This window comes from Ectothiorhodospira sp. BSL-9 (assembly GCF_001632845.1).
Taxonomy (GTDB): domain Bacteria; phylum Pseudomonadota; class Gammaproteobacteria; order Ectothiorhodospirales; family Ectothiorhodospiraceae; genus Ectothiorhodospira.
In genome coordinates this window covers 364,186-375,920 of the sequence record NZ_CP011994.1, presented here as the reverse complement: position 1 = coordinate 375,920, position 11,735 = coordinate 364,186, and the positions used below count along the sequence as shown (strand labels likewise).

Sequence of the window (11,735 nt, the reverse complement as noted above, 5' to 3'; positions counted from 1 at the left end):
TCAGGCGCTCTCAAGGCCCAGTCGACGCAGCCGAAAACCCAGTTGCCGGGTGCTCAGCCCCAGCCTCTGCGCCGCCTGCTCGCGATCACCGCCCACGGCCTCCAGAGCCTCCTGGATGACCTGCCGCTCTTCGTGAACCAGGCGCTCCTCCAGTGACAGCCTGGAGGCGTGCTGGCCCGGGTTTGAAGATTCCACCCCCCGGGGGAGCTGTAGATCCTCTGCCTCAATGACATCCCCGTCGCACAAGGTGGCGGCCCGCTCCAGGATGTTTTCCAGTTCCCGCACGTTACCCGGATAGTGATAGCCCGCCAGCTGGCTCATGGCTGCCTCGCTCAGGCACCTGGGCGGCTCGTCCCAGCGCTCGGCCAGCCGCCCAAGGATGTAATCGGCCAGTCGGGGCAGATCTTCAAGCCTTTCGCGCAGGCTGGGGACCTTGAGTTCGATGACGTTGAGCCGGTAGTACAGGTCCTGGCGGAAGCGGCCACTCTCCACCTCGTTGGCCAGGTTCTTGTGGGAGGCCGAGAGAATTCTGGCATCCACGGAGATCTCCCGGGCCGCTCCCACCGGCTTGATGGCCCGTTCCTGAATGGCACGCAGCAGCTTTACCTGCATGTGCAGGGGCAGTTCCGCCACTTCGTCCAGGAACAGGGTGCCCCCCTGGGCGGCCTGAAACAGGCCCTGCTTGTCGGTGACCGCCCCGGTGAAACTGCCCTTGATATGACCGAAGAATTCGCTTTCCATGAGTTCGGCGGGGATGGCGCCACAGTTCACCGGTACAAAGGGGCGCTCGGCCCGGGGTCCCAGCCGGTGGATTTCCTGGGCCACCCGCTCCTTGCCACTGCCCGACTCCCCCAGGATGTAGACCGGGGCCTGGCTGCGGGCCAGTTTGGCGATGGTGGCCTTGAGCTTGCGCATGGCCGGGGCATCGCCCAGCAGGTGGTCGTCCCCCTGAGCCGTGTCCTGAGTCCGGTCGACCGAAGGCATGGTGGGCGGGGCCGAGAGTTTGAGGGCGCTGCTCACCAGGTCCCGCAGGGTGGTCAGGTCCACGGGTTTGGAGACGAAGTCGAAGGCCCCGGACTTGAGTGCCTGCACGGCCGTATCCATGCTGCCATAGGCCGTGATCACCGCCACCGGCAGGCAGGGGTGGTAGGCCTGGATGTGTTCCACCAGTTCGATGCCATCACCGTCAGGCAGACGCATGTCGGTGAGGCACAGATCAAAGGTCTCGCTTCCCAGCAGGGCCTTGGCTTCCCGCACCGAGGCGGCAGAGTGGGTGTGCAGTTTCATGCGGCCCAGGGTGATCTCCAGGAGTTCCCGGATGTCCGGTTCGTCGTCGATGATCAGTACGTGCTGGATGCCCATGGGGTTGTTATCGGCTGCGGCTCAAGGGGCCGGTTGAGTGGCGGTGTGTTCGGGTATGGGGAATCGGATGCGAAAGCAACTGCCGCCGGTGGGCAGGGGCAGGTATTCCAGCCCGCCTCCATTGTTCTCGCACAGCTCCCGCGCAATGTACAGCCCGAGTCCGGTGCCCTGGCTGCCGGAGGTGACGAATGGCTCGAAGAGTTGACGTGCAATGCCTGGCTTTACGCCGTGACCCTCGTCAATCACGTCCACCACCGGTTGCCGGGAGATGTCCTGGGTGCCGCCCTGGATGCGGATGCGCGGCGGCTCGCCAGCGCGGGTGCCATAGCGCAGGGCATTCACGCACAGATTCCACAGGACCTGGTGGAGCTGTTCCGGGTCGAAACGCCCGCGGGCGTCATCGGGACGGATGGCCACCTGCAACTGCGCCGGTTCCAGATTGTAATGCCGCCGGAACTCCTCCGTGAACTGCTCAAGCCAGGGCTTGAGGATCAGGGACTCACCCCGGGGCGAGGCCTGCCGGGACAGGCCGAGGATATTCTGGATCAGCGCGTTCATGCGCTGGCTCTGATCCTGGATGATGCCCGCCAGACGACGGTCCGCCTTGTCCAGGGATTCCGATTCCCCCAGCAGCTGGGCAGCGTGGCTGATGGCCCCCAGGGGGTTGCGGATCTCGTGGGCAATGCTGGCGGTCAGGCGCCCCAGGGAGGCCAGCTTGATGGCCTGCATCTGGCGATGCAGTTCAGCGGTGTCCTCCAGGAAGATCAGGGTTCCCACGGCCCGGTCCACTCCCAGGCGAGTGAATCGCACCCGTAACTCGGGTCCGTAGGCCCCGGCCTCCAGGGTCTGATGACCCTGGAGGCCGGGCTTTGCCAGCCACTGTTGCAGGGCGCCCTCGATCTGCGGGGCTATCTGCCCCAGATCGCTGGGATTGTCGGCGCTGGGGTTGCCCAGCAGCCCCCAGGCCGCCTCGTTGATCAGGTGCACGTGGCCGGTGTCGTTGACGACGATGACCCCCGATTGCATGCGCTCGATGATGTGGGCATTGAGTTCGGCCATGTTGGCCAGGTCCACGCTGTGGCGCTCCGCCCGCGCCTCGCTTTCCCGCACCCGGCGGGACAGCACCAGTCCCAGCAGGGCCGTGGCGAACAGGGCCGCGCCCAGCAGGCCGGTCTGGGTCAGGGCTGCGTCCCGGGTGGGGTCGAACAGATAGCCGTGAATCTGCGCCAGCAACAGGGCGATGGAACCCAGCGCCGCAAAGAACAGCGCCGGACGCCCCGGTGCCAGGATGCTCAGGCCGGCCATGGCCGGAATGGTCAGCATGCCCAGGCCGCTGGTCACGCCGCCGCTGGCATACATGAGCAGGGTGATGCACAGGGTGTCGGTGACGGCCTGGGCGTAGACCTGGGCCTCGGCAGAAGGGGTGAAAAGGCGTGCCGCCGTGCCGAACCCGAAGCTCAGTACCAGATAGGCGGACGCGCACACCAGAAACAGCCGGGGGTGGGATTGCCCCAGGGTTTCGGGGCCGGTGCCCAGCACCACCAGGGCCAGCAGCATCCCGGCAATGAAGAAGCGATACAGGCTGAACAGGCGTAGCGCCCGCCAGACATCGTCCATCGGGCGCCGTGTCCAGCCGGCAGGGGGCAGGCCTGAGAGCTTCATGCCCCGTCAAGCGGGGCTGGCGGGGCGGACGGGGCTCATGCCGCGGTACGCATCATTCTCGTGTAGACTCTTGAGCCAGTGCCAGTTCGCGGTGCTCGTTGGAGCAGAAGGCCCGCGGGCCTTCCTTGACCGCTTCGTTCTCCGGGACGTGCAGGCCACAGTATTCGCAACGCAGCATGTGGCTGGAACTCACCTGCTGTGGATGCTTGGGTCGTTTTACGTCCGGGGTTTTAAGCAGCAGTCGGACCACCATAAAGACCAGTACGAAGGCAGCGATCAGGAACAGGATGTTCATGGGTACGGTGATTCGGGTTTGAGTGGTGTATAAAAAGGTACTACATAAAAGGCGTCGGCAGTGAGTATGTGATCAGCCATTACGGGCCTGGCCCTTGATATCGGGCAGCCCGCCGGCGAAATTCATCCCCTTTGATACTCAGGATCCATGAACCTTCACGAATTCCAGGCCAAGGCCCTGTTCAGAGAACACCAGATCCCCGTGCCCGAGGGGGTCTCCATTCAGCGTCCCGAGGATGTGGACGAGGCCATGGAGCACCTGGGCGGCGACGCCTGGATGGTCAAGGCCCAGGTGCACGCGGGCGGCCGGGGCAAGGCCGGCGGGGTCAAACGGGTACGCGGGCGTGCGGAACTGCTGGCGGCGGTCTCGGACCTGCTGGGCACCACCCTGGTGACCCACCAGACCGGTCCCGAGGGCCTGCCGGTCAACACCCTGCTCATGGAATCCCTCACCGATATCCAGCGGGAACTCTACGTGAGCCTGTTGGTGGATCGCGGCACCCGCAGGGTGGCCGTGATGGTCTCCGCCTCCGGGGGGATGGATATCGAGGAGGTGGCCGAGAAGACCCCTGAAAAACTGCTCACCCAGTTTGTCGATCCGGCCGCCGGCATCATGCCCTACCAGGGGCGTCGGGCCGCCTTCGCCCTGGGCCTGGAAGGCAAACAGGTGGGGGCTTTCGTGAAACTGCTCACCCGGCTGTATCAGCTCTTTGTCGATAGTGACGCCAGTCTGGTGGAGATCAACCCCCTGGTGGTCACCGGCAGCGGTGAGCTCATCGCCCTGGACGGCAAGGTGAACATCGATGACAACGCCCTGTATCGCCGCCCGGCCCTGGCAGACATGCGCGACATCTCTCAGGAGGAGGCGCGCGAGGCCCAGGCCCGGGAGCATGAACTGAACTACGTGCGCCTGGATGGCAATATCGGCTGCATGGTGAATGGCGCCGGCCTGGCCATGGCCACCATGGACCTGATCAAGCTCCACGGTGGCGAGCCCGCCAATTTTCTGGATGTGGGCGGCGGCACCACCGCGGCTCGGGTGGCCGAGGCCTTCAAGCTGATCCTGTCCGATGATGCCGTGAAGGCGGTCTTCGTGAACATCTTCGGCGGCATCGTGCGTTGCGACCTGATCGCCGAGGGGATCATTGCGGCGGTCAAGGAAGTGCATATCACTGTCCCGGTGGTGGTGCGGCTGGAGGGTACCAACGTGGAGCAGGGCCGCCAGCTCCTGGCGGACAGCGGCTTCAACATCATCACCGCACCCAGCCTGACCGAGGGCGCCCAGCAGGTGGTCAAGGCGGCCTCCGAGGCCTGATCGCGCCACCCCATCCCTACAGAACCAGCCAGATCAACAAGGGCGGACACGGACTTTTCATGAGCATCCTGATCGACAAGAACACCCGCGTCATCTGCCAGGGCTTCACCGGCAAGCAGGGCACCTTCCATTCGGAACAGGCCATCGCCTATGGAACCCGCATGGTGGGCGGCGTCACTCCCGGCAAGGGTGGCCAGACCCACCTGGACCTGCCCGTCTTCGATACCGTGCATGACGCGGTCAGGGAGGCGGGTGCCGAGGCCACCATGATCTACGTGCCGGCCGCCTTCGCGGCCGACGCCATCCTGGAAGCCGCCGACGCCGGCATCCAGGTCATCGTCTGTATCACCGAGGGCATCCCGGTGCTGGACATGCTGCGGGTGCGGGCAGCCCTGGAGGGCAGTTCGGCGCGGCTCATCGGGCCCAACTGCCCGGGCGTGATCACCCCGGGGGCCTGCAAGATCGGCATCATGCCGGGTCATATCCACGTGCCCGGCAAGGTGGGCGTTGTTTCCCGGTCCGGCACCCTCACCTACGAGGCCGTGAAGCAGACCACCGACGCCGGCCTGGGTCAGAGCACCTGCGTGGGCATCGGCGGCGATCCCATTCATGGCATGAACTTCGTTGACTGCCTGGAACTGTTCGAGCAGGACCCGCAGACCGAGGGCATCATCATGGTGGGCGAGATCGGCGGCACCGCCGAGGAAGAGGCCGCCACCTATATCCGGGAACATGTCAGCAAGCCTGTGGTGGCCTACATCGCCGGCGTGACGGCCCCGCCGGGGCGGCGCATGGGCCACGCCGGGGCCATCATCTCCGGGGGCAAGGGCACGGCCGACCAGAAGTTTGCCGCCCTGGAAGAGGCCGGTGTGGCTGTGGTTCACTCTCCTGCCGACATGGGCGCACGCCTCAAGGAACTGCTGGGCTGAGCCACTCCCACTCCCGCATGACCCAGGCCCGAGGCTGCGCGATGACTCCTGGCGATGGCTTCGGGCCCGTATCCTTTTCGAGATTGCACTGACTTCATGACTCAGACGCTTAAGATCGCCCTGGCCCAGGTGAACCTCATGGTGGGCGACGTGGAAGGCAACGCCGAGCGGATCATCCACGCCGCCAGCCAGGCCCGCGATCGCCATGGGGCCCAGTTGGTCCTGTTTCCCGAACTGGCCATTACCGGCTATCCGCCGGAAGATCTGCTCATGCGCGGCAGCCTGCTGGATCGTGTCACCCAGGCCCTGGAGGAGGTGGCCCACCAGGTGCGGGGTATCGACATCCTGCTCGGGGCGCCCCTGCGAGATGCCTGTGGCCTGTGCAACTCCGCGGTGTGGCTGCGAGAGGGGAAAGTACACGCCCGCTACCACAAGCAGATCCTTCCCAATTACAGCGTTTTCGATGAAAAACGTTACTTTTGCCCCGGTGACCAGGCCTGCGTGGTGGAGGTTGGGGGGCTGCCCATGGGCATCACGGTCTGCGAGGACATCTGGCAACCGGAGCCGGCCCGCCGGGCCCGGGATGCCGGTGCGCGGCTCATCCTCAATATCAATGCCTCGCCCTTTCATCGGGACAAACACCAGGAGCGCCTGGAGGTGCTGCGTGCCCGGGTGGCCGAAACGGGCCTGCCCATCGCCTATGTGAACCTGGTGGGCGGACAGGACGAACTGGTATTCGATGGCCATTCCATGGCAGTGGATGCCGACGGCTCCCTGCGTCTGTGCGCGCCCCCCTGGCAGGAAGGGCTGTACCTGCTGGAGGTGCAGCACGATGCCGAGGGTGTGCGGTTTTCCAGCGGGGTCATGGCACCGCCACAGCCGGCCGAGGCCAGCCTCTACGACGCCCTGGTGCTGGGGGTGCGGGACTACGTCAACAAGAATGGTTTCAAGGGTGCCGTACTGGGTCTCTCCGGCGGGATCGACTCGGCCCTGACCCTCTGCATTGCCGTGGACGCCCTGGGGGCGGAGGCGGTGGAGGCCATCATGATGCCCTACCACTACACCGCCAGCATGAGCCGGGAGGACGCCTCAGCCCAGGCCGAGCTGCTGGGCGTGCGTTTCCGGGAGATCCCCATCGCGCCCATGGTGGAGGCCTTCATGGGGAGCCTGTCCGATGCCTTCGCCGGCCTGGCTGCCGACACCACGGAGGAAAACATCCAGGCCCGTTGTCGGGGGACCATTCTGATGGCCTTCTCCAACAAGACCGGGCGCATGCTGCTCACCACCGGCAACAAGAGCGAAATGGCCGTGGGCTATGCCACCCTTTACGGGGACATGGCCGGCGGCTTTGCGCCCCTGAAGGATCTAGGCAAGCTTTGGGTGTATCGTCTGTCTCGCTACCGCAACCAGCGGGGGCCAGCCATCCCGGAACGGGTCATCGAACGCCCCCCCTCGGCGGAGCTGGCCCCCGATCAGCGCGACGAGGACAGCCTGCCACCGTATGAAATCCTGGACGCCATCCTGGAGCGCTTCGTGGAACGGGATGAATCCTTCTCCCGTATTGTGGATGCCGGCTATGACGAGACCGTGGTACGGCGGGTGATCGGTCTGGTCCTGCGCAACGAGTACAAACGCCGTCAGGCCCCGCCGGGTGTGCGGGTCACGCCGCGGGCCTTCGGCAAGGATCGGCGCTATCCCATTACATCGGGCTATGGCAGGCTGTTAAGATAATCATCTATACCTTTCATCCTGACCGCGCCGCGCATCCTGCGGCTCAAACGGAATCCGGAACCCATGAAAAAGATCGAAGCCATCATCAAGCCTTTCAAACTCGAAGACGTGCGCGAAGCCCTTATGGAAATCGGCATCACCGGGCTGACCGCTACGGAAGTGAAGGGCTTCGGGCGTCAGAAGGGCCACACTGAACTCTACCGTGGTGCCGAATACGTGGTGGACTTCATCCCCAAGGTCAAACTGGAGATTGGCGTCGACGACGGTCTGGTGGATGCCTGCGTGGATGCCATCATCAAGGCTGCCCGCACGGGCAAGATCGGCGACGGCAAGATCTTCGTCACCGACATGGAACGCGCCATCCGCATCCGCACCGGCGAAGAAAACAGCGACGCCCTGTAATTGCAAAAAGGGGACAGACACCTTTTTCCCGTTACCGGCGCGAACCGGGGGCGAGGTGCTGTCTACAAAAGGTGTCTGTCCCCTTTTTTCGCTACCGGTAGGTGACCACTTCGTCCAGGCGTCGCCGATGGGAGGCTTCAGGGATCTCCGCCGGGTATCCCACGCACATCAGTGCCACGGGGCGCAGGCCCGGTTCCAGCTCCAGCGTGCTGATCACCGCTTTCTCATCGAAGAAACCCACCCATGTGGAGCCCATGCCGGCCGCCACCACGGCCAGTTGCGCATAGGCGGCAGCGATGGTGGCATCCTGCAGCGCGAATAGATCACGCCCCCGCTCACCGTATTGTTGCTCCGCCCGGGCCGCGTCCGTGCAGAACACCAGGCATACGGGCGCCTGGGCGATGAAGGCCTGATCATGGGCCGCGCTCACCAGCGACTGGCGCAGGGCGGCATCCTCGATGCAGATGATCCGGTAGGACTGCAGGTCCCCTGCCGACGGCCCTGTGACGGCGGTCTCCAGGATGGCATGCAGCTTTTCCGGCTCCACCGGCATGTCCGGTTGATAGCTACGGATGGAATGACGGTGCCTGACGGTCTGAAAGAAATCCCACATCCCGGTTGTCTCCTCGTGCCTGTGCGATGATCTGGCGCCCGGCGTCAAGCCGGTGCGGTGATCCGGTGGGGCAGGGCCGCCAGTTCGTCGGCCCTGTCCGGGAAATTCTGTCTCAGCACCCGTAAGGCGTCTTCAGCCAGATCGTCCATGTCCAGTTCCCGGTAGGCCCTGACCATGACCTCCAGGGCGTCGGGCACGGACGCTGAGCCGTCATAATGCTCCAGAACGTAACGCCCCCGCTGGGCGGCCGCCACCCAGGCACCCCGGCGCATGTAGAAGTCGGCCACGTGCATCTCATGGGCCGCCAGCAGATTACGCAGACGCACCATGCGCTCCCGTGAATCCTGAGCATAGCGGCTGTCGGGGAAATACTGCACCAGGGTGCCGAAGTCCTCGAAGGCCGTGCGCAGCGGCACGGCGTCCCGGCGGGCCTGATCCTGGGGGATCCAGCGATTCAGGAAACTCTGGTCCCGCTCATAATTGGTGAGGCCACGCAGATAATAGGCGTAATCCGCATGGGGGTGGCGGGGGTTCATCTGCAGAAAGCGGTCGATGGCGGCAATGGCCATCTCCGGCTCCTGGGCCTTGTAATAGGCGTAGGCGATCTCCAGCTGTCCCTGCTGGGCGTGTCGGCCGAAGGGGAACCGGGCCTCCAGGGTTTCGTAATACTCCACGGCCTGGTCAAAGTTGCCCCGTTCCAGCGCGGCCTTGGCCTCTTCATAAAGCTGGCTGGCGGACCAGTCCCGCGTGGGGTCCTGGCGCATGGCGCCGCAGCCGGAGATCAGGGCGGCCAGGAGGATCAGAATCAGTGTATTGCGAAGAGCGGACATGGTAGCCACGAGATTGAAGCATCAGCCCCGGAGTATACTAAGGACCCGGGCGGTAAAGCCATCGAAGTGGCTTGCGTCCCGGGCTCACCGACACCCACCTGACAGATGCGTTAGCCCATGCCCCAAACCACCATTCACCTGGACGCCACCATCCCCCGGAACTGGCGGGAAAACGCCTGGATGCGGTTCTGGCGCGTCTGTTTCCCGAGTATTCCCGCAGTCGTATCCAGCAGTGGATCGAGGCGGGCTGGGTTCGGGTGGATGACGTGGTGCCACGCATCCGTGACAAGGCGACGGAGGGCGCCATGGTGGTGGTCCGGGCCTGCCTGGATGAGCCGGGAGACGATGCCCCCCAGGATCTGCCCCTGGATATCGTTCATGAGGACGATAGCCTGATCGTCATCCACAAGCCAGCGGGCCTGGTGGTGCATCCCGCCGTCGGTCATCCGCGAGGCACGCTGGTGAATGCCCTCCTGCACCACGCCCCGGAGCTGGCGCATCTCCCCCGGGCCGGCATTGTCCATCGCCTGGACAAGGAGACCTCGGGCCTCCTGGTGGTGGCCCGGACCCTGGAGGCCCACACCGATCTGGTGCGTCAGTTGCAGGCTCGAACGGTGGGTCGGGAATACCTGGCCCTGGTGCAGGGGGAGATGGTGGCCGGGGGTATGGTGGATGAGCCCATCGGCCGTCATCCGGTGGATCGCAAGCGCATGGCCGTGGTGGGGGGCGGACGAGCGGCCGTCACCCATTACCGGATCGAGGGCCGGCTGGAGGGCTTCACCCTGCTGCGGGTGAGCCTGGAGACGGGCCGCACGCACCAGATCCGGGTGCACATGGCCCATCTGCGCCATCCCATCGTGGGCGACCCGGTCTATGGTGGCCGCCTGAGGCTGCCCGCCGGGCTGTCCGACGCGGCCATCGAAGCCCTCCAGGGATTCCGCCGCCAGGCCCTGCATGCCATCCGTCTCACTCTGGTGCACCCAGGTCATGGGGATACGGTGTCCTGGGAGGCGCCACTGGCTGAGGATATGTCGCGATTGCTCGCGGTTCTGGGGTATGCCCCGCATCGTTGAAAGCAAGGCCGGATACTGGTCTGTCCTGCTTGATGCGGTGTAGCATGAGGCCCGCATCGGGGTATGCCATCCTGCTGAAACTCCGGTATGAAACCATGAATGCATGACACGAAGGGGCGGCCGGATCCTGTCGCCCTGGGATCAGGGGCGAAACCATGGAACAGACTCACCAATACGATCTTGAGCAGGTGCGTGAAAGCCTGGAGTCCGGGGATCTCCCCGGCGTGCGCCGGCGACTGGACGACATGCGTATCCAGGACATCGCCCACGTGCTCATGGACCTGGAGCCAGATCCTCAGCGTGAGGTGTTCCGGTTGCTGCCGCCGGGGCGACGGGTGGATGTGTTTTCCTACCTGGATCCCCATCACCAATACCATTTGATCGGCCAGGTCTCGGTGGACGAGGGGCGTTACCTGCTCTCCGAGATGCTGCCGGACGATCTCACTGCCCTGCTGGAAGACCTGCCCAAGGATGATGTGCGCCGGCTGCTGCGGTTATTGCCGTTCCGCTCCATCCGCCGCGCGCTCACGCTGCTGGGTTACCCCGAGGACAGCTGTGGCCGGTTGATGACCACGGCGGTGGTCAGTGTGCGCCCTGAGTGGACCATGGCTCAGGCCCTGAACCATCTGCGCACCCAGGCGGAGCGCGGCGAGACGGTCAATCTGGTTTATGTGACCGATGAGGAAGGGGTGCTCAAGGGGGTGCTGGCCCTGAAGCATTTCCTCAAGCAGCAGACCGAGGTCCCGGTCTCGAGCCTGATGACCAGCAACGTGGTGTCCATCGACGCCCACAAGCCCCAGGAAGAGGCTCTGCACGCCATGCGCCACTATGATCTCCCGGCCCTGCCGGTGGTGGACGAGGATGGCGAACTGCTGGGCATGATCACCGTGGACGACGCATTGGACGTGGAGGAGGAAGAGACCACCGAGGACTTCCAGAAGATGGGGAGTCTTGGGGCGCTGAATCTCAGCCTGCGCAACGCCCGGCCTTCGCTGCTGTATCGCAAGCGGGTGGGCTGGTTGCTGATCCTGGTGGCCGTGAACATCATCGGCGGTTTCGTGATTGCCGGCTACGAGGAGGCCATCGAGGCACTGGTGGTGCTGATCTTCTTCCTGCCGCTGATTATCGACAGCGGCGGCAACGCCGGTACCCAGTCGTCCACCCTGATGGTGAGGTCCCTGGCCACCGGCGATGTGCAACCCCGGGACTGGCTGCGGCTATGGGGCAAGGAGCTGCTGGTGGCCATGGCCCTGGGTCTGACCATGGCCGCGGCGGTGTCGGGGCTGGGACTCTGGCGAGGGGGCGGTGAGATCGCCATGCTGGTGGCCGTGGCCATGCTGTTGGTGGTGATGGTGGGAAGCATGGTGGGCATGATCCTGCCGTTCATTCTGGCCCGCCTCAAGCTGGATCCGGCCACGGCCAGCGCCCCTCTGGTCACGTCCATCGCGGATGTGGCCGGCATCATGATCTATTTCGGCCTGGCCACCGCCATGCTGGGACTGCCACGCTAGGAGAGGAGCTCAC

The 11,735-nt window shown here is 64.8% G+C and carries 11 protein-coding genes; 6 read left to right on the top strand and 5 right to left on the bottom strand.

Features of this window, described 5'->3' with window-relative positions; translation table 11 throughout:
* Genes ECTOBSL9_RS01945 through ECTOBSL9_RS16325 form a run of 3 tightly spaced genes read right to left on the bottom strand, consistent with a single transcriptional unit; the run spans position 1 to position 3,319 of the window.
* On the bottom strand, positions 1-1,362 hold the full coding sequence (locus tag ECTOBSL9_RS01945) for a sigma-54 dependent transcriptional regulator (protein WP_063463641.1): 1,362 nt from the start codon (positions 1,360-1,362) through the stop codon (positions 1-3).
* A gap of 21 nt (positions 1,363-1,383) precedes the next feature.
* Positions 1,384-3,024, bottom strand: coding sequence for a nitrogen regulation protein NR(II) (locus tag ECTOBSL9_RS01940; RefSeq protein ID WP_205631987.1), 1,641 nt, complete (start codon positions 3,022-3,024; stop codon positions 1,384-1,386).
* A 52-nt stretch (positions 3,025-3,076) separates the two neighbouring features.
* Positions 3,077-3,319 carry a PP0621 family protein gene (locus ECTOBSL9_RS16325; protein ID WP_025280629.1) on the bottom strand — a complete coding sequence of 81 codons (243 nt, stop codon included), beginning with the start codon at positions 3,317-3,319 and terminating at the stop codon, positions 3,077-3,079.
* 147 nt (positions 3,320-3,466) lie between these two features.
* Here ECTOBSL9_RS16325 and sucC point away from each other — a divergent pair, with 147 nt between their 5' ends.
* The 4 genes from sucC to ECTOBSL9_RS01915 all read left to right on the top strand — a co-directional run bounded on the left by sucC (position 3,467) and on the right by ECTOBSL9_RS01915 (position 7,695).
* Positions 3,467-4,633 carry an ADP-forming succinate--CoA ligase subunit beta gene (gene sucC, locus ECTOBSL9_RS01930; RefSeq protein ID WP_063463639.1) on the top strand — a complete coding sequence of 389 codons (1,167 nt, stop codon included), beginning with the start codon at positions 3,467-3,469 and terminating at the stop codon, positions 4,631-4,633.
* 59 nt (positions 4,634-4,692) lie between these two features.
* Complete coding sequence (sucD, locus tag ECTOBSL9_RS01925) at positions 4,693-5,562, top strand: succinate--CoA ligase subunit alpha (protein WP_063463638.1); 870 nt, start codon at positions 4,693-4,695, stop codon at positions 5,560-5,562.
* A gap of 96 nt (positions 5,563-5,658) precedes the next feature.
* Positions 5,659-7,293, top strand: coding sequence for an NAD+ synthase (locus ECTOBSL9_RS01920; RefSeq protein ID WP_063463637.1), 1,635 nt, complete (start codon positions 5,659-5,661; stop codon positions 7,291-7,293).
* A 63-nt stretch (positions 7,294-7,356) separates the two neighbouring features.
* A complete protein-coding gene (locus ECTOBSL9_RS01915) occupies positions 7,357-7,695 on the top strand; it encodes a P-II family nitrogen regulator (protein ID WP_063463636.1) in 339 nt (112 codons plus the stop codon).
* 91 nt (positions 7,696-7,786) lie between these two features.
* On the opposite strand, the gene ECTOBSL9_RS01910 is transcribed toward ECTOBSL9_RS01915, so the two are convergent.
* Together ECTOBSL9_RS01910 and ECTOBSL9_RS01905 are read right to left on the bottom strand one after the other, a co-directional pair.
* Complete coding sequence (locus tag ECTOBSL9_RS01910) at positions 7,787-8,308, bottom strand: nitroreductase family protein (RefSeq protein ID WP_063463635.1); 522 nt, start codon at positions 8,306-8,308, stop codon at positions 7,787-7,789.
* Positions 8,309-8,352: 44 nt separating this feature from the next.
* Positions 8,353-9,138, bottom strand: coding sequence for an outer membrane protein assembly factor BamD (locus ECTOBSL9_RS01905; RefSeq protein ID WP_063463634.1), 786 nt, complete (start codon positions 9,136-9,138; stop codon positions 8,353-8,355).
* Positions 9,139-9,236: 98 nt separating this feature from the next.
* Here ECTOBSL9_RS01905 and rluD point away from each other — a divergent pair, with 98 nt between their 5' ends.
* Positions 9,237-10,211, top strand: coding sequence for a 23S rRNA pseudouridine(1911/1915/1917) synthase RluD (rluD, locus tag ECTOBSL9_RS01900; RefSeq protein ID WP_082830024.1), 975 nt, complete (start codon positions 9,237-9,239; stop codon positions 10,209-10,211).
* Positions 10,212-10,366: 155 nt separating this feature from the next.
* Positions 10,367-11,722, top strand: coding sequence for a magnesium transporter (gene mgtE, locus ECTOBSL9_RS01895; RefSeq protein ID WP_063463633.1), 1,356 nt, complete (start codon positions 10,367-10,369; stop codon positions 11,720-11,722).
* Positions 11,723-11,735 lie beyond the last annotated feature (13 nt).